This is a genomic window from Kitasatospora sp. NPDC058162 (genome assembly GCF_042884005.1).
GTDB lineage: Bacteria > Actinomycetota > Actinomycetes > Streptomycetales > Streptomycetaceae > Kitasatospora.
This window is the reverse complement of sequence record NZ_JBHVUS010000035.1, coordinates 45,807-68,713: the sequence shown is the minus strand read 5'-3', so window position 1 is coordinate 68,713 and position 22,907 is coordinate 45,807. Positions and strand designations below refer to the sequence as shown.

The window sequence follows — 22,907 nt, the reverse complement described above, 5'->3', positions numbered from 1 at the left end:
TACGGAAGATCGGGCCGGGCAGGCTAACCTGCGCAGCACACAAGGCAGCGTCGGTGGGAGGAGCCGGGCATGGTCTGGACGTGGCGGTACGAGAAGGCGGACGGCAGCGCGGTGACGTCGGGCCTCGGTCAGGAGGAGTTCGCCGGTCAGGGCGACGCCGAGACCTGGATCGGGGAGAGCTGGAAGCAGCTCGCCGAGGAGGGCGTCGACAACGCCGTCCTGCTGGACGACGACCGGGTGATCTACTCGATGAGCCTGCACGAGGGCTGAGCCCGGGGGCGAACCGACTTACGGCGCTACTTCGCCCCGATGACGTGCAGCAGCGCCGCGACCTGTCGGTACGGGTCGGTGCGGCCGGCCCGGTCCTCGGCTTCCAGCAGCTGGGCCAGCTGCCGCCCGTCCACCGGCGGCGCGGCGTTGTCGGGCGCGGTGTCGGTGAAGACCCGGACGCCGTACCAGTGCCGCACCGGCACCGACACCTCGGAGAGGGTGACGGTCAGGTCGGCGAGCCGGTCGGCCCGGGCGGCCAGCCCGAGCCGGTTGTAGTACCGGTCGCTCTCGAAGGCGTGCAGGGCGGCCCGCCAGTCCCCGGCGGCGGCGGGCCGCAGCGCGAGCGCGTCGCGGTTGCGGACCAGCAGCGAGAGCAGTCCGCCCGGTGCCAGCAGCCGGGCCAGCGAGGCGATCATCGGGTCCGGGTCGGGCAGGTACATCAGCACGCCGTGGCAGAGCACCACGTCGAAGCTGCGCGGGCCGAACCAGCGCCCGCACTGGTGGCCGTCGCCGCTGAGCAGCTGCATCCGGCCGCGCACCTCGGGCGGCTCCTCGGAGAGCGCCCCCTGGGCGACGCCGAGCGCGACCGGGTCGGAGTCGATCCCGGTGACGTAGTGGCCCGCCCGGGCCAGCCGCAGGGCCTGGGTGCCCTGCCCGCAGCCGATGTCGAGGACCCGCTGCTCGGTGCGGCCGGTCAGCTGCTCGGCGAGCTGCCGGGAGACGAGCTCCTGCCGGACGAAGTTGCGCAGTCCGCCGAGCCGGTCCAGCCAGGCCGCGGTGCCGCCGGCGAAGGAGCCGCTGCGGGAGGGCAGCCGGCGCTCCTGGCCGAGCCGGTCGTGGCCGCCGTCGCCCTGTCCGGGCAGCGCGCCGCCCTGCCCGGGAAGTGCGTAGAGGCCGGGCCCCTCCCAGGAGGGGAGGGCCCAGCCGGAGTCCACCGGTTCGGCGGTCAGGGCTTCTCCCCGCGCCGCACCTGCGGCTTGGGCAGGCGCAGCCGGCGCATCTGCAGGGTGCGCATGATGCCGTAGGCGACGGTGCCGCGGGTGTTCTGCCCGGCGAAGCGCTCGGCGACCTGCTTGCGCAGGCCGAGGCCGAGGCGGACGAAGTCGAGGATGACGAGCACGAAGAACAGCAGGAACAGCAGCGTGGACAGCAGCTGCAGGGCGGGCACCTTGACGATGCTCAGCACCAGGATGACCACGGCGGCCGGCAGGAAGAACTCGGCGAGCGACCAGCGGGAGTCCACGTAATCGCGGGCGAACTTGCGCACCGGGCCCTTGTCACGGGCCGGCAGGTGGCGCTCGTCGCCGTCGATCAGCGCCTGGCGCTGCTTCTCGCGCTCGACGCGCATCCGGTCGCGCGCCTGGCGGGAGGCCTCCTTGCGGTCCTTGGGCACCACGACCCGGGTGCGCCGGTTGGCCTCGGCCTCGTTGCGCTTGGGGGTGGGGCGGCCCTTCTTGGCCTGCGGGTGGCGGGCCTGGGGCGTCTCGTCCTCCAGCACGGTGGCGGAGGCGGCGGCATCATCTGAACGGCGTCGGAACACACCCCCAGCGTACGGGGTGCGGCGCCGCGACCACGGGTCCCCTCGGACCCAAACGCGTATCGATCCGTCCGACCCCGATCGGACCCGGGGTGCCCGGGCCCTTCCCGTAGGGGATCAATCCGATGGAGTATGGGGAGGATGAGAGGCGGATCCACCCGGGGGATGAGGATCTGCCGCTGGTCGCTGTAGCAGTCTTGTTGCAGGCAGGTGCACTGCGGCGAAGGGCTCGCTGCACATACACTCGTCGTGTCTGGTAACGAGATTTAAAACCGCAGGCCGGAGAAGGGGGCACCCGAGGCCCATGAGCGACGGAATCATGAAGCGTATGGGGCTGATCTTCCGCTCCAAGGCGAACAAGGCCTTGGATCGGGCGGAGGATCCCCGTGAGACGCTCGACTACTCCTACCAGAAGCAGCTCGAACTGCTGCAGAAGGTACGGCGTGGCGTCGCGGACGTCGCGACCTCGCGCAAGCGCCTGGAACTCCAGCTGACCCAGCTCCAGCAGCAGTCCGCGAAGTACGAGGACCAGGGCCGCAAGGCGCTGTCCCTCGGCCGCGAGGACCTCGCGCGCGAGGCGCTGACGCGCAAGGCCAACATGCAGTCCCAGATCAACGACCTGGAGACGCAGTACCAGGCCCTGCAGGCCGAGGAGGAGAAGCTCACGCTCGCCTCCCAGCGCCTCCAGGCCAAGGTGGACGCCTTCCGCACCAAGAAGGAGACCATCAAGGCCACCTACACCGCGGCGCAGGCGCAGACCCGCATCGCCGAGTCCTTCTCCGGCATCTCGGAGGAGATGGGCGACGTCGGCCTGGCGATCCAGCGTGCCGAGGACAAGACGGCGCAGATGCAGGCCCGCGCCGGTGCGATCGACGAGCTGCTGGCCTCCGGCGCGCTCGACGACGCCAGCGGTCTCGGCCGCAAGGACGACATCGAGGCCGAGCTGGAGCGTGTCGCCGGCGGTTCCGACGTCGAGCTGGAGCTCGCCCGCATGAAGGCCGAGCTGTCCGGTGGCCCCGCCACCGGTCCGGCCGCGATCGAGCAGGGCAAGCCCGCCCAGTCGCAGGACGCGCACCCGCAGGACACCCCGCGCATCAACTACAACAAGTGAGCTGACCACCCACGAACCAGGAGAAGCGCAGCATGATCATGAGGGTCATGGGTGAGGGGCAGTTCGAGGTGGGCGAGGACCACCTGAACCTGCTCAACCAGCTCGACGACGAGTTGCTCACCGCGGTGGAGTCGGGCGACGAGGACACCTTCCGCCAGGCCTACGGCAAGCTGCTGGACGCCGTGAAGCAGTACGGCACCCGGCTCCCGGACGACTCGCTGGAGCCGTCCGAGCTGATCCTGCCGAGTGCCGAGGCGACCCTCGACGAGGTCCGGTCCCTGCTGCTGTCCGAGGGCGAGGGCGTCATCCCGGGCTTCCCCGAGTACGAATAGCCTCGCGGCCGCTGCCAGACGAAAGGGCGGGTCCCCTCCGAGGAGGGGACCCGCCCTTCGCCGTTGTTACTGCCTGCTACGGCAGGGCCAGCATCCGGTCCAGCGCGGCCTTGGCGTACTTCTCGGTCTCCGGGTCCACGGTGATCACGTTCGGCACCCGGCCCTCGACCAGCGACTCCAGCGCCCAGACCAGGTGCGGCAGGTCGATCCGGTTCATGGTCGAGCAGAAGCAGACCGTGCGGTCCAGGAAGACGATCTCCTTGTCCGGGTGCGCCTTGGCCAGGCGGCGGACCAGGTTCAGCTCGGTGCCGATGGCCCACTTGGAGCCGGGCTCGGCCGCGTCCAGGGCCTTGATGATGTACTCGGTCGAGCCCACCATGTCGGCGGCGCTGACCACCTCGTGCTTGCACTCGGGGTGCACCAGGACGGTCACGCCGGGGATCCGCTCGCGGACGTCGTTCACCGAGTCGACGCTGAACCGGCCGTGCACCGAGCAGTGGCCGCGCCACAGGATCATCTTGGCGTCCCGCAGCTGCTCGGCGGTGAGGCCGCCGTTGGGCTTGTGCGGGTTGTACAGGACGCAGTCGTCCAGGGAGAAGCCCATGTCCCGCACCGCGGTGTTGCGGCCGAGGTGCTGGTCGGGCAGGAAGAGCACCTTCTGGCCCTGCTCGAAGGCCCACTCCAGCGCCCGCTGGGCGTTGGAGGAGGTGCAGATGGTGCCGCCGTGCTTGCCGGTGAAGGCCTTGATGTCGGCGGAGGAGTTCATGTACGAGACCGGGACGGTCACGTCGGCTATGCCGGCGTCGGTGAGCACGTCCCAGCACTCGGCGACCTGCTCGGCGGTGGCCATGTCGGCCATCGAACAGCCGGCCGCGAGGTCCGGCAGCACGACCTGCTGCCGGTCGCCGGTGAGGATGTCGGCCGACTCGGCCATGAAGTGCACGCCGCAGAAGACGATGTACTCGGCTTCGGGGCGGGCGGCGGCGTCGCGGGCGAGCTTGAAGGAGTCGCCGGTGACGTCGGCGAACTCGATGACCTCGTCGCGCTGGTAGTGGTGGCCGAGGATGAAGACGCGGTCGCCCAGCGCGGCCTTGGCCGCCCGGGCGCGTTCGACGAGGTTCGGGTCCGAGGCCGGGGGGAGGTCTCCGGGGCACTCGACGCCGCGCTCGCTGTTCGGGTCGGCCTCACGGCCGAGCAGCAGCAGAGCGAGCGGCGTCGGAGTGGGGTCGACGCCGTGGGTCTCGGTGATGGTGGTGGTCACGGGCGGGTGCCCTTCTGTGCGGCCGAACGAGCGGTGGGGCCTTTTCGTCTATCTGACGCTATCTATTCTAACCGGTTAGCGTCAGAGTGACGATGGCCATCCTGTCGATGTGACGAGAACCGCTCGTCGAATCGGATGCTTCCTGCCGTGGCCGAATCGATACTTCGAAGCCCCGGGTACGGCTGGGCCATGAACATGAAGCCGCCCCGGGAAACCCGCTCCCGGTGGACTGATGGCCGCCCCGCCGTCATCCCGTAGCGATGAACTCGTTCAGGTCATCGGCCAGAATGGGTGGCGAACCGTTTCGGCAGCCGCAGTGACAGCACCGTCCGGGACGCCCCCCCGCCCCCACCGCACGACCCGTGGAGCCCCGCACCGATGACCAGCAGCCGAGCGCACGAGGTGATCGGGGCGGACCTGGACGAGACCGACCGGCAGCTCCTCGCCCGCCTCGGCAGCGACGGCCGCGCCTCCTACGCCGAGATCGGTCTCCAGGTGAACCTCTCCGCCACCGCCGTGCGCCGCCGGATCGACCGGCTCCGGGCGCGCGGCGTGGTGCGGGGCTTCACCGTGGTGCTCGACCCGGCCGTGCTCGGCTGGCAGACCGAGGCCTTCGTCGAGGTCTACTGCCGCGAGCGGACCGCCCCGGAGGAGATCCTCGCCAGCCTGCGCCAGTTCCCCGAGGTGGTCGCCGCCTGGACGGTCACCGGCGACCCGGACGCCCTGGTGCACCTGAGAGCCGCCGACATGCGCCATCTGGAGGCCGTCATCGAGCGCATCCGGCGCGAGCCCGGCGTGCAGCGCAGCCGTTCCTCGGTGGTCCTCTCCCAGCTGATCGGCTGATCGACGGGCCCGCCGGCGGGGTGCGCAGGAAACCTGCGCGGACCGGTCCGAAGACGCTCGAAACCTGCCTGACCAGCCGCGTTCCGACGCGCGGCGAAGCACCTCCGCTGCCTACGCTGATCACGTCCGGTCAGCGCGGTGAGGCGTCCCGCCGACCGGATCCCCCCGACCCCCACAGCCGAGAGGGACAGCCGTGTCCGCAGCACCCGACCGCATGCACCGGCCCGACAACGAACTGGTCGACCTGGTTTTCGACTACATGCGGGAGCGGCTGCAGTACGACCCCGTCCCGCTCGACCACCCCGGTGACGGCGAGCACCTGCGCACCCAGCTGGCCGGCCTGCTCAACCAGGACGGCAACAACCCGGCCGACGTGCTCAAGCTGTACGACCACGAGCTGTCCCGCGCGGTCATCTCCGCCGACAGCCCCCGCTACCTGTCCTTCATCCCGTGCGCCCCGACCAAGGCCGCGCTGCTGTTCGACATGGTCGTCTCCTGCGCCTCGCTGCAGGGCATCTCCTGGCTGGAGGCGGCCGGCGCCATCGCCGCCGAGAACCAGGTGCTGCGCCTGATCGCCGACCGCGCCGGACTGCCCGCCTCGGCCGGCGGCTGCTTCGTCTCCGGCGGCTCGGCGGGCAACCTCTCCGCCCTGGTGGTCGCCCGCGACACCGCGCGCCGCAAGCTCAGCGTCGGCCCGGAGGCCCGGCTGCGGATAGCCGTCGCCGACCAGGTGCACTCCTCGGTCAAGAACACCTTCAACATCATCGGCGTCGAGGCCTTCAAGGTCCCGACCGTGGACCGGCGCTTCACCGGCGAGGCGCTGCGCGCCGCCCTGGCCGCCGACCCGAACCCGGAGACCGTGATCGCCGTCGTCGGCACCGGCGGCACCACCAACGAGGGCATCGTCGACGACCTGGCCGGCCTGGCCGAGGTCGCCCGCGAGCGCGACCTGTGGTTCCACGTGGACGGCGCCTACGGCGGCGCGGGCCTGTTCGCCCCGTCGGTGCGCGAGCGCTACAACGGCATCGAGCACGCCGACTCCTTCGTGGTCGACCCCCACAAGTGGCTGTTCGCCCCCTTCGACAGCGCCGCGCTGATCTACCGCAACCCGCAGCTCGCCCGCGCCGTGCACACCCAGGACGCCTCCTACCTGGACGTCCTGCACACCGACGGCGACGAGTGGAACCCCACCGACTACGCCTACCACCTGACCCGCCGGGCCCGCGGCCTGCCGCTCTGGTTCTCGCTGGCCGTCCACGGCGTCCAGGCGTACACCGACGCCATCGAGGCCGGCCTCCAGCTGGCGCGGGACACCGCGCAGCTGATCCGGGACACCGAGCACCTGGAGCTGCTGTTCGACCCGCAGCTCTCGGCGGTCTGCTTCAAGCGCACGGGCTGGACCAACGACGACTACTACCGCTGGTCGCAGCAGCTGCTCGCGGACCAGATCGGCTTCGTCACCCCGACCGGCTGGGACGGCGAGACGGTCGCCCGCTTCGCCTTCCTGCACCCGGGCACCACCATGGAGATGGTCCGGGAGATCCTGGACACCATGGCCTGATCCAGGCCACCTCGTCCGTCCGTACGGCCCCACCGGCCCGCCCGGTGGGGCCGTCCGCGTCCAAGCCCGGCTCCAGGGCCCCGCCCGGCTACAGGAAGGCCCCGCTCGGCAGGTACGGCGTCGGCGGCCGCATCCCGCGCACCCCGACCAGCCCGGCGGTCTCCGGCGTCAGCCCGACCTCCAGCCCGACGTCCAGCGCCCACTCCTGCTCGGCGGTCAGGTACTCCACCCGGGCCACGACCCCGTCCGGCACCCGGGCCAGCGCCTCGCGCAGCAGCCGGGCCGCGATCCGCTTGCTGGTGGCCGCCAGCAGCCGCACCGTGCCGCCGTCCCGGTAGCAGTAGCCGCTGCCGGCCAGCGCGTCGGCCACCAGCAGCTCCTCGAAGTGCCCGAGCATCAGCTCGTGGTCCGGGCCGTGCGCGGACCCGCGCAGCCGGCGGTCCACCGAGTCCAGCAGGTGCAGGTGGGTGGCGTTGCCGCGGTGCACCGGGATGTCGCCCGGGTCGATCAGCCCCTCCCGGTCCACCTTCCCGGTCAGCCGCATCGCCGGGTGCAGGGTGAACCCGGCCAGCCGGTAGCGGCGGGCCGCCGCGGGGGAGCCGGAGGCGCAGACCATCCCGCGCAGGCAGCCCCGGGCGTGCGCCAGGGCCCGTTCGAACAGCAGTCGCCCCACCCCCTGGTTCCGGGCGGACGGCCGGACGGCGAACAGCGAGGGCATCCACAGGCCCTCGCGGCGCATCGACAGCACCACCCCGACCGCCTGCCCGCCGCTCTCCGCCAGCCAGCAGCCGCCGGGATCGGTGCGCGCCAGGTGTCTGGTCCTGGCCAGCTGCAAGGGCGTCGGTCCCGGCGCTCGCGCGGGGTCGTCGGACGGTCCGGCGAACGCGGTGAGGGACAGTTCCTGGACGACCTCCGCGTCCGCTGCGGTGTCCCTGACCTGGCGAAGGATCATGCCGCCCATCCTGGCGTCCGAGGGGCGGCCGTGGGGTCCGTTCGCCCGGATCCGTGAGGCGGGCGGTGCCCGCTCCGCCGCGGTTGTGCGAGCATGGGGAGCGTAGAGGCCAGGGTGACGCGCCCGGCCCACGGAGAACGAGCCGTCGAACAGGCCGCAAAAATCCCCTGCCGTCCGGGAAATGAATCCGGGTGGTCGGTGGTTGGCACTGGCGGCAGACCGTCGTCAAGACCGGGAGAAAGCAGATGACCGTCCAGGACGAGACCACCGTCGAGAGTGGCATCCTCCTCACCGATGCCGCCGCGGCCAAGGTCAAGGCCCTGCTGGAGCAGGAAGGCCGCGAGGACCTCGCGCTGCGCGTCGCCGTCCAGCCCGGTGGCTGCTCCGGCCTGCGTTACCAGCTGTTCTTCGACGAGCGCTCGCTCGACGGCGACGTGCTCAAGGACTTCGACGGCGTCAAGGTCGTCACCGACCGCATGAGCGCCCCGTACCTGGGTGGCGCCACCGTCGACTTCGTCGACACCATCGAGAAGCAGGGCTTCACGATCGACAACCCGAACGCCACCGGCTCCTGCGCCTGCGGCGACTCGTTCAGCTAAGCCTGACGGCGGGTCTCGAACGCGAAAGGCGGCCCCGGGGATTTCCCCGGGGCCGCCTTTCGCGTTCCGTCGTGTCCGGCACCGGCCGCTAGCGCGCGGCGCCGTCCGGGGTCACCGGGTCCGGGCCCGCGTGGGCGTCGCCCTCCAGCGGCACGTCCTGGCCGCTCGTCCGGTCCACGACCGTCCGCCCGGCCAACGGCGAGCGCAGGTCGACGGAGACGGCCTGCCGCTTGGCCATCGCGGTGCAGACGTGCCCCGGCTGGACGGTCGGCGGACCGGGCACGATCACCACGCCCACCTGACCCGCCTGCGACTCGTCCGCCTTCACCGCGTACGTGGTGCAGACCCCGCCGAAGAAGTAGACGGTCAGCTTGTTGCTGCCGTCCAGGCGGTAGCCGGTCGGCGGCCGCACATTGGAGTTGGCCGCTCCGGTGCCGGCCGGGTTGGGCTCACCGGGTGCGATCCCGTTGGTCGGGGGAGTGGCCGCTCCCGAAGGCTGCCCGGGCGCGGGCTCGGCCGGGGTCGGGGCCCAGCCGGTCGGCGCCTGGCCTGGCGGGCTCGTCGTGGCGGCCCCCGCGGACGGCGAGCCGGAGGCCGTCGGGGAGCCGCTCGGCGAGGCCGAGGTGCTCGCGGAGGCCTTCGCGGTGCTCGCCGCCGAGTCCGCGGAGCCCTTGCCGTCGCCGTTGCAGCCGGCCAGGGTCACCACTGCCGCCAGTGCGGCCACCGCCAGGGCCACCGTCCGCCGACCGCGGCGGGGCATCGTCTCCAGATCCATCTGCGCATCCTCCCGAGGGCTCAGCGGCGCCGCCTCCTCGGCCGCTCCGCGCGGATGTGACGTGCCCCGGTCGGATCCGGTTCCCCGGTCCTCACATGCCGTACTCGGCCATCCCGGCGACCAGGCGCTGCGCCCCGGACGGGACCAGGACGCCGACGGAGGCGGGGGCGGCCGGCTCCGGACCGGCGGTCACCAGGGGCCAGAACCGGCGCAGCTGCCGGGAGGAGCGGACCAGCGCGTCGAGGGTCTCGCCGTCCGCGTCGGCCCGGAGGGCGGTCAGCGGGGTGTGGTCGGGCATCATCGGGCATCGCTCCGATCAAGGGCCGTGGCCGCACTGCCACGGTGGACGACGGGCCCCGCCCGTCCGGCAGGGCTCGGTAGGGCCGACCCTAGGCCCGGCCCGGCGGGCCCACCAGTGCTACCCGGAGGTAGTACACATTCGAGGGTGCGGGGTGCCACCATGGCCGGGAGGGGACAGCTTGCGGGACTCTTGCTGGCGCGCCGTCCCGGCCCGGTACCGTGGGTGGGTTCACCCGACCCCGCTGGCCCTGTTGCCATCCTGAGGAGACCCCGTGCGTATCGCCGTCGCCGGCTCGATCGCCACCGACCACCTGATGACGTTCCCCGGTCGGTTCGCCGACCAGCTCGTCGCCGAGCAGCTGCACACCGTGTCGCTGTCGTTCCTGGTCGACGCCCTGGACATCCGTCGTGGCGGCGTCGCGCCGAACATCGCGTTCGGCATGGGCGTGCTCGGGCTCCGGCCGATCCTGGTCGGTGCCGCCGGCGCGGACTTCGCCGAGTACCGCAGCTGGCTGGAGCGCAACAACGTGGACTGCAACTCCGTCCACATCTCCGAGACCCGGCACACCGCCCGCTTCATGTGCACCACGGACGAGGACCACAACCAGATCGCCTCGTTCTACACCGGTGCCATGGCCGAGGCCCGCAACATCGAGCTCAAGCCGATCGCCGACCGCGTCGGCGGCCTCGACCTCGTCCTGGTCGGCGCCGACGACCCGCAGGGCATGGTCCGCCACACCCAGGAGTGCCGCACCCGCGGTTACGCCTTCGCCGCCGACCCCTCCCAGCAGCTGGCCCGCCTGGACGGCGAGGACATCCGCGAGCTGGTGGACGGCGCCTCGTACCTCTTCACCAACGAGTACGAGGCCGCGCTGATCGAGACCAAGACCGGCTGGGACGCCGAGGAGCTGCTCACCCGCGTCGGCACCCGGGTCACCACCCTGGGCAGCAAGGGCGTCCGGATCGAGCGCAAGGGCGAGGCCGCGATCGTGGTCGGCTGCCCGGCCGAGGAGGCCAAGGTCGACCCGACCGGTGTCGGCGACGCCTTCCGGGCCGGCTTCCTGTCCGGCCTGTCCTGGGGCCTCGACCTGGAGCGCGCCGCCCAGCTCGGCTGCATGCTCGCCACCCTGGTGATCGAGACCGTCGGCACCCAGGAGTACGAGCTGCGCCCGGCCGCCTTCCTGAAGCGCTTCGAGGGCGCCTACGGCGCCGAGGCGGCCGCGGAGATCCGCGCGCACCTGGTCAAGTAGTCCGCCCGGTCAGGAGCGGCGCAGCACCAGGTAGGCCGTGCCCCGGTCGCCGCCGTAGTCGGCGGCCGGGGCCTCGCCCGCGTACTCCTGACCGCGCATCCCGCACCAGGCCGGGATGTCCAGCCGGGCCGCCTCGTCGTCCGCCAGCACGGCGACGGTGCCGCCCACCGGCACCTCGCCGATCCGCTTCGCCAGCTCGATCACCGGCAGCGGGCAGCGCTTGCCCAAGGCGTCGATCACCAGCAGCGACTCCTGGGCGCTCACAGGTGCCGGCAGGTCCAGCCCGAGCGGCGCCCGGACCCCGGCGACCACGTCCGGCAGCACGGTGAGGAAGCGCTCCACGTCGGCCTCCGTCGTCCCGTACGGCAGCGAGACCCGGACGTTGCCCTCGGTGAGCACCCCCATCGCGGCCAGCACATGGCTCGGCGTCAGGGTGGAGGAGGTGCAGGAGGAGCCGGAGGAGACCGCGAAGCCGGCCCGGTCCAGCTCGGTCAGCAGCACCTCGCCGTCCACGTACAGGCAGGAGAAGGTGACGAGGTGCGGCAGCCGCCGCACCGGGTCGCCGACCACCTCGACCTCGGGCACCAACTGCGGGACCCGGCTGCGGATCCGCTCCACCAGCGCGTGCAACCGGGCGTTCTCCCGCTCGGCCTCGGCCCGTACGGCGCGCAGCGAGGCGGCGGCGGCCACGATCGCCGGGACGTTGACGTAGCCGGGCACCCGGCCGCCCTCGCGCTCGTCGGCCGGCAGCGGGGAGGCGTACCGGACGCCCTTGCGCACGGCGAGGATCCCGACCCCGGGCGGCCCGCCCCACTTGTGGGCGCTCGCGGTCAGCAGCGACCAGCCCGCCGGGACGTCCACCCGTCCGATGCTCTGCGCGGCGTCGACCAGCAGCGGCACCCCGGCCGCGGCGCACAGCCCGGCGACCTCGGCGACCGGCTGGACGGTGCCCACCTCGTGGTTGGCGCTCTGCAGCGCGGCCAGTGCGGTGTCGCTCCGGAGCAGGGCGCCGAAGGCCTGCGGGTCCACCCGTCCGGTGCGGTCCACCGGGGCGACCGAGACCTCGCCGCCCTCGGCCTCCCGGCGCTCGGCGACGTGCAGCACGCTGGAGTGCTCCACCGCGGAGTGCACCAGGTGCCCGCCGCGCCGCCGGTTCCCGGCCAGGGCGCCCAGCAGGCCGAGTTGGACGGCCTGCGTCCCGCTCGCGGTGAAGGAGATCTCGTCGGGCCGCGCGCCCAGGACGGCGGCGACCGTCTCGCGGGCGGCGTCCAGCAGCATCCGGGCCTGTCGGCCGGAGCGGTACAGCCGGGCCGGGTCGGCCCAGCCCTCGTCCAGGGCGGCGGTCAGGGCCTGCCGGGCGACGGGGTGCAGAGGGGCCGTCGAGGCCACGTCGAAGTACACGGTCACATTTAACGACACACCCGGGGCCGGACGGCTCGGTCCGAACAGCTCACCGGTCGTCAGTCGATCACCCCGAATGTCCGCTTCGTCCGGTACCGACGGGCCGTCACCCGCGTTGTTCGAGGTCATCCCCCGATCGGGCGTAAGGACCTCGAATGCCTAGGATGACCTGCGGCGCAGCGCCTGCCGGGCCTGATCGGGCGACCGGGCGGCGCGTTACCGGGGGCTGCCCGTCAGGAGCGCATAAGGCTGGAGTAGGGTTTGGCCCGCATAAGCATTCAAACCGTGCCCGTGGACGGGTCGCCGGAGGGGCTCACACTCCCCTCCCGGTGCGACGCGAAGGCGGGCGAGACTTCGGGAAGGCGCTACGTGAGTCCCAACGGCTCCGACCGCTCGCCGCGGCGCACGATGCGGCGGAAGCTGCCTCAGGCGCTGGCACTGGGCCTCGTCATCGCGACCGCCACCGGCTGCTCGGCCAACGACCTCCCCAGGCTTGGCCTCCCGAGTCCGGTCACGAAGGAAGGACCCATGGTCCTCCAGATGTGGCAGGGCTCCTGGATCGCGGCGCTGGTGGTCGGCGTACTGATGTGGGGTCTGATCATCTGGAGCGTGATCTTCCACCGGCGCAAGCGCACCGGCGTGGAGATCCCCCCGCAGACCCGGTACAACGTGCCCATCGAGGCGCTCTACACCGCGGTCCCCATCATCATCGTCTCGGTCCTCTTCTACTTCGTCGCCCGCGACGAGTCGAAGCTGATCTCCGTCTCCGCGAAGCCGCAGCACTACGTCAACGTGGTCGGTTTCCAGTGGAGCTGGGCGTTCAACTACGAGAACACCGAGACCCCCGACCCGGCCAACAAGGACGCCGCGTACGAAGTCGGTACGCCCAAGGACGCTCCGACGCTCTGGCTGCCGGTCAACGAGACGGTGCAGTTCCGGCTCACCTCTCGTGACGTCATCCACGACTTCTGGCCCGTCAACTTCATGATGAAGATGGACGTCGTCCCGGGCGTGGTGAACAAGTTCGAGGTCACCCCGACCGTCAAGGGTGACTACATGGGCAAGTGCGCCGAGCTCTGCGGCGTCGACCACTCGCGCATGCTGTTCAACGTCAAGGTCGTCGACCGCGCCGACTACGACAAGCACTTGGCCGATCTCCGCGCCAAGGGCCAGAACGGTGCGGTGCCTTCCGGCCTCATCAGCATGGGAAGTGAAGAGAAGTGACCATCCTCAACGAGCCCGCCGCGGCCGGCGGGGGCGCCGAGGCCGTCACGGTCGGGGCGCAGCGGACCCGCAAGCCGGGTTCGACCATCATCAAGTGGCTGACCACCACTGACCACAAGACGATCGGCACCCTGTACCTGGGCACGTCGTTCGCCTTCTTCCTGATCGGCGGCATCCTCGCCCTGGTCATGCGCGCCGAGCTGGCTCGTCCCGGGACCCAGATCCTGTCGAACGAGCAGTTCAACCAGGCGTTCACGATGCACGGCACGATCATGCTGCTGATGTTCGCGACGCCGCTGTTCGCGGGCTTCGCGAACTGGATCATGCCGCTCCAGATCGGCGCCCCGGACGTGGCCTTCCCGCGTCTGAACATGTTCGCGTACTGGCTGTACCTCTTCGGTTCGTCGATCGCGGTCTGTGGCTTCCTGACCCCGAACGGCGCCGCCGACTTCGGCTGGTTCGCCTACTCCCCGCTGTCGGACGCGGTGCACTCGCCCGGCGTCGGCGGCGACATGTGGATCATGGGTCTGGCCTTCTCCGGCTTCGGCACGATCCTCGGTGCGGTCAACTTCATCACCACGATCATCTGCATGCGCGCTCCGGGCATGACGATGTTCCGGATGTCGATCTTCGTCTGGAACGTCCTGCTGACCTCGGTGCTGGTCCTGCTGGCCTTCCCGGTGCTGGCCGCCGCGCTGTTCGCCCTGGAGGCGGACCGCAAGTTCGGGGCCCACGTCTTCGATCCCGCCAACGGCGGGGCGATGTTGTGGCAACACCTGTTCTGGTTCTTCGGCCACCCCGAGGTGTACATCATCGCGCTGCCGTTCTTCGGCATCGTGTCGGAGATCATCCCGGTCTTCAGCCGCAAGCCGATGTTCGGCTACTCCGGCCTGATCGCGGCCACCATCGCGATCGCCGGTCTGTCCGTGACGGTGTGGGCGCACCACATGTACGTCACCGGACAGGTGCTGCTGCCGTTCTTCTCCTTCATGACCTTCCTGATCGCGGTCCCGACCGGTGTGAAGTTCTTCAACTGGGTCGGCACCATGTGGAAGGGCTCGCTGAGCTTCGAGACGCCGATGCTCTGGACGGTCGGCTTCCTGGTCACCTTCCTCTTCGGTGGTCTGACCGGTGTCCTGCTGGCCTCGCCGCCGATCGACTTCCACGTCTCGGACTCGTACTTCGTCGTCGCCCACTTCCACTACGTGGTCTTCGGCACCGTCGTCTTCGCGATGTTCGCCGGCTTCCACTTCTGGTGGCCGAAGATGACCGGCAAGATGCTGGACGAGCGCCTCGGCAAGATCACCTTCTGGACGCTGTTCTTCGGCTTCCACACCACCTTCCTGGTGCAGCACTGGCTCGGCGCGGAGGGCATGCCCCGCCGCTACGCCGACTACCTGGCCTCGGACGGCTTCACCACCCTGAACACCGTCTCGACCATCGGCTCCTTCGTGCTCGGCCTGTCGATCCTGCCGTTCCTCTACAACGTCTGGAAGACCGCCAAGTACGGCGAGAAGGTCACCGCGGACGACCCGTGGGGCTTCGGCCGCTCCCTGGAGTGGGCGACCTCCTGCCCGCCGCCGCGGCACAACTTCCTCACCCTGCCCCGGATCCGCTCCGAATCCCCGGCCTTCGACCTCCACCACCCGGAGATCGCCGCGCTGGACTACCTGGAGAACCACGGCGAGCCGGCCAAGCACCTCGCCGGTGTGACCCCGGCGAAGTACGACGCTCCGAAGCTGGGCAAGGGCAAGCAGGAGGGTGACGCCTGATGAAGGAACAGGGAAAGATCTTCCTTGGCCTGTCGGTCTTCGTGCTGGCGATGGCCATCACGTACGGCCTGTGGACCAGCAACGCGAGCAACGGCCCGGGCCTGGAGGCCGCCGGTACCACCGCGCTGTTCCTGGCCTTCGGCCTCTGCGCCTTCATCGGGTACTACCTCGCCTTCACCGCCCGCCGGGTGGACAGCGGCGCGGGTGACAACCCCGAGGCCGAGGTCGCGGACGACGCCGGCGAGCTGGGCTTCTTCGCCCCGCACAGCTGGCAGCCGCTCTCGCTCGCGCTCGGTGGCGCGCTCGCCTTCCTGGGCGTGATCTTCGGCTGGTGGCTGATGTTCTGGGCCGCTCCGATCATCCTGATCGGCATCTTCGGATGGGTCTTCGAGTTCTACCGGGGCGAGAACCAGAACCAGTAGGTTCCGCCTCCGGCGACAGGGCCGGTCCTCCCGCAAGGGAGGGCCGGCCCTGCTGCGTCCCGGGTGACCGCCTCACTCACCCGGGTCAACGGAGGGTCGCTCGAATGTCGCTCGATCCAGGCCGTTCCTACGATCTGATCAATCGTGCGAATTGTGCGAACCCCTCGGAGGCGGTCATGGCCGACAGGCGCGGAATCGCAGGCATCGGCAGCATCTCGCTGGCGCTGGCAGTACTGGCCCCGCTGGCCGCCTGCTCGTCCGGCGACGACGAGTCCGCCGGCCCGCACCGGATCGACGCGGGCCCGTTGGTCCACCTCTCGGCCGAGGGCAAGGTCGACCCCTCCAAGCCGGTCACCGTCACCGCGGTGGCGGGCAGCCGGCTCACCGACGTCACCGTGGTCGACCCGGACGGCCGGGTGGTGGCCGGGCGGCTCGCCGACGACCAGCACAGCTGGCAGACCACCGGCCGGCTCAAGGCGAACACCGCGTACGCCGTCCGGATCTCCGCCGACGACGGCCGGAACGGGCGCGGCGACACCACCCAGAACTTCAGCACCCTGGCCGCCCAGCGCCTGCTCACCGCCAAGCTCGGCCCGGACTCCTCCGGCAGCGGCGTCTACGGGGTGGGCCAGCCGCTCACCGTGCAGCTCTCCGAGGCGGTGAAGGACCCCCAGGCCCGCCAGGAGGTCGAGCGCACGCTGACGGTGACCTCCCAGCCCGCCGTCACCGGCGCCTGGTACTGGGTGGACGACAAGAACCTGCACTTCCGTCCGGAGGACTACTGGCCGTCCGGTACGACCGTCTCGCTGGCCTTCGACGGCACCGGCAGCCGGATCTCGGACGGCCTCTACGGCGGCGACCGCAGCGCGCTGAAGCTGCGTATCGGCGCCCGGGTCGAGTCGGTGATCGACGCGGGCGCCCACGAACTCACCCTCAAGCGTGACGGCGAGGTGGTCCGGAGCATCCCGGTCACCACCGGCAAGCCCGGCTTCGACACCCGCAACGGCATCAAGGTGGTGCTCGGCCAGGAGCGGTCGGTCCGGATGAACGGCGAGACCATCGGTATATCGGCGGGCAGCTCCGAGTCGTACGACCTCGACGTGCTGTGGGCCACCCGGGTGACCTGGAGCGGCGAGTACGTCCACGCGGCGCCCTGGTCGGTCGGCTCGCAGGGCTACGAGAACGTCAGCCACGGCTGCACCGGGATGAGCACCGACAACGCGAAGTGGTTCTACGACAACACCCGGGTGGGGGACCTGGTGACGGTGGTGAACAGCCGCGGCGCCACCATGGAGCCCTTCGGCAACGGCTTCGGGGACTGGAACGTCTCCTGGACGGACTGGGTCAAGCACAGCGCCCTCGGAGGGCCCCTGAGCACCACCGTCCCGGCCGGCCAGGCCCCCGCCGCCGGGATGATGCGCCCGGAAGTCTGACCCGTTACTCCTCCGCTCGCCTCCGGGCGCTCGGACCCGCTGCCGACGGTCGTCGCTCCGGCGCTCGTGCCTCGCTTGTCGCTCCTCGCTTTCGGCAGCGGCGCGCCCTTCGGCTCGGGAGGGGGCGCTCAGGCCTCCGGATAGGCCAGGCCGAGGGCGGTGATCACGGCGGCCAGGGCGTCCGGGTGGGACAGGCCCAGGCGGCTCGCGCGCTCGGCGTACTCGGCGGCGGCCTCGGCGGCCAGCCGGTGGGCGGTGTCCCCGGCGGCGGCGATCAGGGTGCCGCGCCGGCCGTGGGTCTCCACCACGCCGTCCGCCTCCAGCTCCTTGTAGGCCCGGGCGACCGTCCCGGCGGCCAGCCCCAGCTCCTCGGCGAGGGCCCGGACGGTGGGCAGCCGCAGCCCGGTCGGCAGCTCGCCGGAGCGGGCCCCCTCGGCGATCTGGGCGCGGATCTGCTCGTACGGGGGAGTGGCGGCGGCGGGGTCGACGGACAGCTGCACGGGTGGCTCCTGGAGGCGGGCGGGTGCGGGGCTGGCGGATGGGCAAAGGCCGAGGGCCGCCGACCAGATGAACTCTGGTCAGCGGCCCTCGGGGTGACGCGGGGTGCGTACGGGATCAGTGGTGGCCGTGGCCGCTGGTGATCTCGTGGTGCTCCTCGGCGGTGGGCTTGGGGATCTGGCTGCCCTCGCCGTAGAAGCCGCGGGAGAGCTTGGCCCGGGTGCGGGTGAGGGCGCCGGCCTTGCGGGCCACGCCGTTCTCGTCCGTCTGGGCCGGCAGCTCGACCGGCTGGATCTGCTCGTGCGCCGTGAGGGTGTGCAGGTCCTTCGCCGGCAGCTGAGCGTGCACCTCGATGAACTCACCGTGCGGCAGGCGCTTGATGACACCGGTCTCGCGGCCGTGCAGCACCTTCTCCTTGTCACGGCGCTGGAGGCCGAGGCACCAGCGCTTGGTGACGATGAAGGTGATGACCGGCACCAGGAAGAAGCCGGCACGCACGAAGTAGGTGATCGAGTTGAGCGACAGGTGGAAGTGCGTGGCGAACAGGTCGTTGCCACCACCGACCAGCAGCACCAGATACAGGCTGATCCAGGCCGCACCCAGGGCGGTGCGGACCGGGGCGTTGCGCGGGCGGTCCAGGATGTGGTGCTCGCGCTTGTCGCCGGTGATCCAGCCCTCGATGAACGGGTAGACCGCGATCGCGACCAGGACCAGCGGGAAGATCATCAGCGGGATGAAGACACCCAGGTTCAGGGTGTGGCCCCACAGGTTGATCTCCCAGCCCGGCATGACGCGGATCAGGCCCTCGGAGAAGCCCATGTACCAGTCGGGCTGGGCGTCGGTCGACACCTGGTCCGGACGGTACGGGCCGTAGGCCCAGATCGGGTTGATCGTGGCGATCGCCGAGATGGCGGCGATGATGCCGAAGACCAGGAAGAAGAAGCCACCGGCCTTGGCCATGTAGACCGGCATCAGCGGCATGCCGACGACGTTCTTCTCGGTCTTGCCCGGGCCCGCCCACTGGGTGTGCTTGTGGTAGAAGACCAGGATCAGGTGCGCGACCAGCAGGCCGAGCATGATGCCCGGGATCAGCAGGACGTGGATGGTGAAGAAGCGCGGCACGATGTCGTGACCGGGGAACTCGCCCCCGAACAGGAACATCTGGATGTAGGTGCCGACCAGCGGGACCGCGAGGATCGCGCCTTCCATGAAGCGGATACCGGTGCCCGACAGCAGGTCGTCCGGCAGCGAGTAGCCGAAGAAGCCGTCGAACATGCCGAGGACCAGCAGCAGGAAGCCGAAGACCCAGTTGATCTCACGCGGCTTGCGGAACGCGCCCGTGAAGAACACGCGCATCATGTGCACGAGCATCGCGGCCACGAAGACCAGGGCGGCCCAGTGGTGGATCTGGCGGATCAGCAGACCGCCGCGGATCTCGAAGCTGATGTCCACCGTCGAGGCGTACGCCTCGGACATCCCGATGCCCTTGAGCGGCACGTACGAGCCGTTGTAGACGACCTCGGCCATCGACGGCTTGAAGAACAGCGTCAGGTAGACACCGGTCAGGATGATGATGACGAAGGTGTAGAGGCAGATCTCGCCCAGCATGAAGGACCAGTGGTCCGGGAAGATCTTGCGCAGGTTGGCCTTGGCGAGGGAGTAGATCCCCAGCCGGCCGTCCGTCCAGTCAGCCGCGGACTCCCACTTGTTGGCGGGATTCGCTCGCGTGCTGGAGGGCTTGGCGGCACCGGTCTTGGTGCTGCTCGCGCTACTCATCGAGCACGCTCCCAGTAGCTCGGGCCGACGGGCTTCTCGAAGTCGCCGGTGGCGACCAGGTTGCCCTTGTCGTCAGTGGTGATCTTCAGCTGCGGCAGCGGGTGGCCGGCCGGGCCGAAGATGACGCGCGCGCCGTCCGCCAGGTCGAAGGTCGACTGGTGGCAGGGGCAGAGCGCGTGGTGGGTCTGCTGCTCGTAGAGGCTGATCGGGCAGCCGACGTGGGTGCAGATCTTGGAGTAGGCGAGGATGCCCTCGAAGCCCAGCTCCTTGGACTTGTCGTCCTTGATGTCATCCGGCGCGATGCGCACCAGCATCAGGGCGTCCTTGGCGATGCGCTGCTGGAAGTCCTCGTCGTGGGTGGTGAGACCCTCCGGCATCGCGAAGGTCAGCGAGCCGATGACGAGGTCCTCGGGCTTCATCGGCTGCATGGTGCTCATGTTGACGAGCTGCAGCGGCTTGGCCGGGGTGGCCTCCCTCCAGCCCGTCTCCTTCAGCTTCTTCTCCGGCAGCGGGCCCAGGTCGCGGAGCAGGACCACGCCGGAGAGCGGGACCAGCGCCATCGACCCGATGAGGGTGTTGCGGATCATCTTGCGACGACCGAAGCCGGACTCGGCGGCACCGGTCTTGAACTGGTCGATGACGTCGTTGCGGACCTCGTCGGAGGCCTCGATCGGGTGACGCTCGGCCGGCAGCTCGACGTCCGACATCAGGGTGCGGGCCCAGTGGACCGCGCCCGCGCCGATCATGAACAGCGCGACGCCCAGGGTCAGGCCGAGCGCGAAGTTCAGCGCGCTGACGTGACCCAGCGGGAAGATGTAGACGATCTTGTCCGGGTCGATCGCCACGTACGAGGCGATGAAGCCGATCGTCGCGAGCATCGAGACCACGAACATCAGCGAGACCTGGCGCTCGGCGCGCTTGGCGGCCCGCTCGTCGATGTCGGTGCGCCGGGGCTCGTGGGCCGGCAGGCCCGGGTCGGCGAACGGGTTGCCGTGGTCGGCCACCTCGCCGGCGGAGCCGTGCGGCTCCGGGAGCTTCTCTTCTGACATGTCGTGGCTCATGACTTCTTGGCCTTGGTGGTGTGGGCGGCGACCCAGATCGCGACCGCGATGAGCGTGCCGAGGCCGAAGATCCAGCCGAACAGACCCTCGGTCACCGGACCGAGGCTGCCCAGGGTGAGACCGCCGGGGTTGGGCTCATCGTTGGTGGTGTGGCGGACGAAGGCCACGATCTGCTTCTTCTGCTCCTCGGGCATGGTGCTGTCCGGGAACGACGGCATGTTCTGCGGGCCGGTCTGCATGGCCTCGTAGATGTGCTTGGCGTCCACGCCCTCCAGCGACGGGGCGTACTTGCCCTTGGTCAGGGCACCGCCCTGGCCGGCGAAGTTGTGGCACTGGGCGCAGTTGGTGCGGAACAGCTCGCCACCCTTGGAGATGTCGTCCGGGTTGGTCGAGGTGTACTGCTTCGCGTCCGGCGCGATCGGGCCGGGGCCGAGCGACTGGACGAACGCGGCGAGCTGGTCGATCTCGCCCTGGGTGTAGATGGCCTTCTTGCGCGGCACCTGGGCGCCGGGCTGCTGGGCCGGCATGCGACCGGTGCCGACCTGGAAGTCGACGGCCGCGGAGCCCACGCCGACCAGGCTCGGACCGTCGCTGCTGCCCTGGCCGTTCAGGCCGTGGCAGGAGGAGCAGCCCACGGCGAAGAGCTTCTTGCCCTCATCGATCGCGAGCGACTGCGCGGCGACGTCGGCCTGCGCCTTGTCGGCGGGCGCGAACGCGGCGTACAGCCCCCCGGTTGCCGCCAGGGCGAGAAGTAGGACGACCAGCGCCGCCAATGGGTGGCGCCGTCGTGCGGAGAGCTTTTTCACGGAATAACCCCGGTGTCAGGATCTGGTCGACTGGTGGGTGCACCCGGCGGCCGGTCTGGCCGGCACGAGGCTGCCTGTCCAAGGCTGCGCGCGCGGTCGGTCGGTGGGAGCGTCGGCACCGGCAGAAGCGGCCCGTCGCCGGTGAGGGCGGGGGCCGCTGCCGGTGGCCAGCGACCTGATCAGATGGTTACTTGATCAGGTAGATGGTCGCGAACAGGCCGATCCACACGACATCGACGAAGTGCCAGTAGTAGGACACGACGATCGCGGCGGTGGCCTGCTCGTGCGTGAAGCGCTTGGCTGCGTACGTCCGTCCCAGGACCAGCAGGAAGGCGATCAGACCGCCCGTCACGTGCAGACCGTGGAAGCCGGTGGTCAGGTAGAACACCGTGCCGTACGGGTCCGAGGACAGCGAGAGGCCGTCGTTCTTGACCAGCTCGGTGTACTCGTAGACCTGCCCGCCGATGAAGATCGCGCCCATGAAGAACGTGAGGCTGAACCAGCCGCGGAGCTTCTTCACGTCACCGCGCTCGGCGGCGAACACGCCGAGCTGGCAGGTGAGCGAGGAGAGCACCAGGATGGTCGTGTTGACCGAGGAGAACGTCACGTTGAGGGCGTGCGCCTTCTCGGCCCAGAACTCGGCTCCCTTGACGGAGCGGAGCGTGAAGTACATCGCGAAGAGGGCCGCGAAGAACATCAGCTCGGAACTGAGCCAGACGATCGTTCCGACGCTGACCATGTTCGGTCGATTGACCGATCCGTGCGCGTGCCCGGTTTCTGTTGCTGTTGCTGTCGCCACGACGGACATTATGTCGGTCCCTTATTCCGTCTTCACGTCGGGGGGTGTCCCTCGGAGTGTCCGGTGCGTGCGGTATGCCCCCCTGAGGGGCGACGGGGTGTCCGAACGAGGGCTGAGCAGCGGCGTGTCCCTTTTCTGACGGTTCCTCGGAGGGGCCCGCTACCCCGTTGCCCGGCGCGTCGTTGCACGGTCGGCCCAGTGTCGTGGAGTAGGGGGACGGGACGCCGCATGGGCCGTCCGGGTGGACCGGGGGAGCCCGGGTGACGGGCCGTCCTCCGAGCGGGTGAGTCACTGGCGCGGCGGCTTGAGCGGCAACGTGCGCGAGGGGGACCGGCGACGGGGGAAACGGGAGTAGCATCCGGATCAGGTGAACGTGGTCCGGATCACACTTGAGGGAGCAGGGTCCATGGCGTACACGACCGACGAGACGCTCACCGTCCTCGTCTACAGCGACGACCGCAACACCCGCGAGCAGGTGCTGACGGCGCTCGGCCGTCGCCCCGCCGAGGATCTTCCGGAGCTGTCGTACCTCGAATGCGCGACCACCCCCGCGGTGATCAAGGCGTTGGAGAAGGGCGGCGTCGACCTCTGCGTGCTGGACGGCGAGGCGGTGCCGGCCGGCGGCCTCGGCCTCGGGCGCCAGCTCAAGGACGAGATCTACGGGTGCCCGCCGGTGCTGGTGCTGATCGGCCGGCCGCAGGACTCCTGGCTCGCCGCCTGGAGCCGGGCCGATGCCGCGATCTCCCGCCCGGTGGACCCGGTGGCGCTGGCCGAGGCGGTCGCCACCCTGCTGCGGGCCCGGCTGGCCAAGCGGGCCCCGGCCACGCGTTGAGCGGTGCCGTCTCAGTACTAGAGAAGACAGCGCCGTAGGCACCCCGCCGCTCGATAGGCTGGCTCCATCCGTACGGACGTCCCCCCCGGCGC

General features: G+C 70.5%; 24 protein-coding genes. 12 read left to right on the top strand and 12 right to left on the bottom strand.

Going from position 1 to position 22,907, the window contains the following annotated elements; translation table 11 throughout:
- Nucleotides 1–69: 69 nt before the first annotated feature.
- The gene (locus ACFVXG_RS37595) at nucleotides 70–270 is read left to right on the top strand and encodes a hypothetical protein (RefSeq protein ID WP_387934363.1); all 201 of its coding nucleotides are present in this window, start codon (nucleotides 70–72) and stop codon (nucleotides 268–270) included.
- Nucleotides 271–296: 26 nt separating this feature from the next.
- On the opposite strand, the gene ACFVXG_RS37590 is transcribed toward ACFVXG_RS37595, so the two are convergent.
- Nucleotides 297–1,037: a class I SAM-dependent methyltransferase gene (locus tag ACFVXG_RS37590; protein WP_387934404.1), complete on the bottom strand. Its 741-nt coding sequence runs from the start codon at nucleotides 1,035–1,037 to the stop codon at nucleotides 297–299.
- Between the two features lie 179 nt (nucleotides 1,038–1,216).
- Nucleotides 1,217–1,810 (bottom strand): DUF3043 domain-containing protein, encoded by a 594-nt coding sequence (locus ACFVXG_RS37585; RefSeq protein ID WP_387934362.1) that lies wholly within the window; start codon nucleotides 1,808–1,810, stop codon nucleotides 1,217–1,219.
- 301 nt (nucleotides 1,811–2,111) lie between these two features.
- Here ACFVXG_RS37585 and ACFVXG_RS37580 point away from each other — a divergent pair, with 301 nt between their 5' ends.
- Nucleotides 2,112–2,918: a PspA/IM30 family protein gene (locus tag ACFVXG_RS37580; protein WP_387934360.1), complete on the top strand. Its 807-nt coding sequence runs from the start codon at nucleotides 2,112–2,114 to the stop codon at nucleotides 2,916–2,918.
- A gap of 32 nt (nucleotides 2,919–2,950) precedes the next feature.
- Nucleotides 2,951–3,250, top strand: a complete 300-nt coding sequence (locus ACFVXG_RS37575) for a hypothetical protein (RefSeq protein ID WP_350504571.1) — start codon at nucleotides 2,951–2,953, stop codon at nucleotides 3,248–3,250.
- A 76-nt stretch (nucleotides 3,251–3,326) separates the two neighbouring features.
- Here ACFVXG_RS37575 and nadA read toward each other — a convergent pair whose 3' ends face one another.
- Nucleotides 3,327–4,511 (bottom strand): quinolinate synthase NadA, encoded by a 1,185-nt coding sequence (gene nadA / locus ACFVXG_RS37570; protein WP_387934359.1) that lies wholly within the window; start codon nucleotides 4,509–4,511, stop codon nucleotides 3,327–3,329.
- 378 nt (nucleotides 4,512–4,889) lie between these two features.
- On the opposite strand from nadA, the gene ACFVXG_RS37565 reads away from it, so the two are divergent.
- Together ACFVXG_RS37565 and ACFVXG_RS37560 are read left to right on the top strand one after the other, a co-directional pair.
- The gene (locus tag ACFVXG_RS37565) at nucleotides 4,890–5,354 is read left to right on the top strand and encodes an Lrp/AsnC family transcriptional regulator (RefSeq protein WP_270147404.1); all 465 of its coding nucleotides are present in this window, start codon (nucleotides 4,890–4,892) and stop codon (nucleotides 5,352–5,354) included.
- A gap of 193 nt (nucleotides 5,355–5,547) precedes the next feature.
- The gene (locus ACFVXG_RS37560; protein ID WP_387934357.1) at nucleotides 5,548–6,915 is read left to right on the top strand and encodes a pyridoxal phosphate-dependent decarboxylase family protein; all 1,368 of its coding nucleotides are present in this window, start codon (nucleotides 5,548–5,550) and stop codon (nucleotides 6,913–6,915) included.
- 88 nt (nucleotides 6,916–7,003) lie between these two features.
- Here ACFVXG_RS37560 and ACFVXG_RS37555 read toward each other — a convergent pair whose 3' ends face one another.
- Nucleotides 7,004–7,867, bottom strand: coding sequence for a GNAT family N-acetyltransferase (locus ACFVXG_RS37555; protein WP_387934355.1), 864 nt, complete (start codon nucleotides 7,865–7,867; stop codon nucleotides 7,004–7,006).
- A gap of 245 nt (nucleotides 7,868–8,112) precedes the next feature.
- Between ACFVXG_RS37555 and erpA the strand changes: the two genes are divergently transcribed.
- Nucleotides 8,113–8,466, top strand: a complete 354-nt coding sequence (erpA, locus tag ACFVXG_RS37550; RefSeq protein WP_189915188.1) for an iron-sulfur cluster insertion protein ErpA — start codon at nucleotides 8,113–8,115, stop codon at nucleotides 8,464–8,466.
- A gap of 88 nt (nucleotides 8,467–8,554) precedes the next feature.
- Here the strand turns inward: erpA and ACFVXG_RS37545 are convergent, their stop codons facing one another.
- Together ACFVXG_RS37545 and ACFVXG_RS37540 are read right to left on the bottom strand one after the other, a co-directional pair.
- Nucleotides 8,555–9,241 carry a hypothetical protein gene (locus ACFVXG_RS37545; RefSeq protein ID WP_387934353.1) on the bottom strand — a complete coding sequence of 229 codons (687 nt, stop codon included), beginning with the start codon at nucleotides 9,239–9,241 and terminating at the stop codon, nucleotides 8,555–8,557.
- 91 nt (nucleotides 9,242–9,332) lie between these two features.
- The gene (locus tag ACFVXG_RS37540; RefSeq protein ID WP_387934352.1) at nucleotides 9,333–9,542 is read right to left on the bottom strand and encodes a hypothetical protein; all 210 of its coding nucleotides are present in this window, start codon (nucleotides 9,540–9,542) and stop codon (nucleotides 9,333–9,335) included.
- Between the two features lie 271 nt (nucleotides 9,543–9,813).
- Between ACFVXG_RS37540 and ACFVXG_RS37535 the strand changes: the two genes are divergently transcribed.
- A complete protein-coding gene (locus ACFVXG_RS37535; protein WP_350504565.1) occupies nucleotides 9,814–10,791 on the top strand; it encodes a carbohydrate kinase family protein in 978 nt (325 codons plus the stop codon).
- A gap of 9 nt (nucleotides 10,792–10,800) precedes the next feature.
- On the opposite strand, the gene ACFVXG_RS37530 is transcribed toward ACFVXG_RS37535, so the two are convergent.
- On the bottom strand, nucleotides 10,801–12,192 hold the full coding sequence (locus ACFVXG_RS37530) for a cysteine desulfurase/sulfurtransferase TusA family protein (RefSeq protein WP_387934351.1): 1,392 nt from the start codon (nucleotides 12,190–12,192) through the stop codon (nucleotides 10,801–10,803).
- 369 nt (nucleotides 12,193–12,561) lie between these two features.
- Here ACFVXG_RS37530 and coxB point away from each other — a divergent pair, with 369 nt between their 5' ends.
- From coxB to ACFVXG_RS37510, 4 genes are all read left to right on the top strand, one after another.
- Entirely contained in the window at nucleotides 12,562–13,416 is an 855-nt protein-coding gene (gene coxB, locus ACFVXG_RS37525) for a cytochrome c oxidase subunit II (RefSeq protein ID WP_387934349.1), read from the top strand.
- Nucleotides 13,413–15,188, top strand: a complete 1,776-nt coding sequence (ctaD, locus tag ACFVXG_RS37520; protein WP_350504562.1) for a cytochrome c oxidase subunit I — start codon at nucleotides 13,413–13,415, stop codon at nucleotides 15,186–15,188. Before coxB ends, ctaD begins: the two co-directional genes overlap by 4 nt.
- Complete coding sequence (locus ACFVXG_RS37515; protein WP_387934347.1) at nucleotides 15,188–15,610, top strand: cytochrome c oxidase subunit 4; 423 nt, start codon at nucleotides 15,188–15,190, stop codon at nucleotides 15,608–15,610. The genes ctaD and ACFVXG_RS37515 overlap by 1 nt, the downstream gene beginning before the upstream one ends.
- Before the next feature lie 176 nt (nucleotides 15,611–15,786).
- Nucleotides 15,787–17,043, top strand: a complete 1,257-nt coding sequence (locus ACFVXG_RS37510; protein ID WP_387934345.1) for an Ig-like domain-containing protein — start codon at nucleotides 15,787–15,789, stop codon at nucleotides 17,041–17,043.
- Nucleotides 17,044–17,171: 128 nt separating this feature from the next.
- On the opposite strand, the gene ACFVXG_RS37505 is transcribed toward ACFVXG_RS37510, so the two are convergent.
- The 5 genes from ACFVXG_RS37505 to ACFVXG_RS37485 form a co-directional block, all read right to left on the bottom strand.
- Complete coding sequence (locus tag ACFVXG_RS37505; RefSeq protein WP_387934344.1) at nucleotides 17,172–17,543, bottom strand: GntR family transcriptional regulator; 372 nt, start codon at nucleotides 17,541–17,543, stop codon at nucleotides 17,172–17,174.
- Nucleotides 17,544–17,658: 115 nt separating this feature from the next.
- Nucleotides 17,659–19,317, bottom strand: a complete 1,659-nt coding sequence (locus ACFVXG_RS37500; protein ID WP_387934342.1) for a cytochrome bc complex cytochrome b subunit — start codon at nucleotides 19,315–19,317, stop codon at nucleotides 17,659–17,661.
- Nucleotides 19,314–20,366, bottom strand: coding sequence for a Rieske 2Fe-2S domain-containing protein (locus tag ACFVXG_RS37495; RefSeq protein ID WP_387934340.1), 1,053 nt, complete (start codon nucleotides 20,364–20,366; stop codon nucleotides 19,314–19,316). Before ACFVXG_RS37495 ends, ACFVXG_RS37500 begins: the two co-directional genes overlap by 4 nt.
- Before the next feature lie 8 nt (nucleotides 20,367–20,374).
- The gene (locus ACFVXG_RS37490; protein WP_387934338.1) at nucleotides 20,375–21,184 is read right to left on the bottom strand and encodes a c-type cytochrome; all 810 of its coding nucleotides are present in this window, start codon (nucleotides 21,182–21,184) and stop codon (nucleotides 20,375–20,377) included.
- A 187-nt stretch (nucleotides 21,185–21,371) separates the two neighbouring features.
- Nucleotides 21,372–21,992, bottom strand: coding sequence for a heme-copper oxidase subunit III (locus ACFVXG_RS37485; RefSeq protein ID WP_387934336.1), 621 nt, complete (start codon nucleotides 21,990–21,992; stop codon nucleotides 21,372–21,374).
- A gap of 397 nt (nucleotides 21,993–22,389) precedes the next feature.
- On the opposite strand from ACFVXG_RS37485, the gene ACFVXG_RS37480 reads away from it, so the two are divergent.
- Nucleotides 22,390–22,815: a hypothetical protein gene (locus ACFVXG_RS37480; RefSeq protein WP_387934334.1), complete on the top strand. Its 426-nt coding sequence runs from the start codon at nucleotides 22,390–22,392 to the stop codon at nucleotides 22,813–22,815.
- Nucleotides 22,816–22,907: the final 92 nt, after the last annotated feature.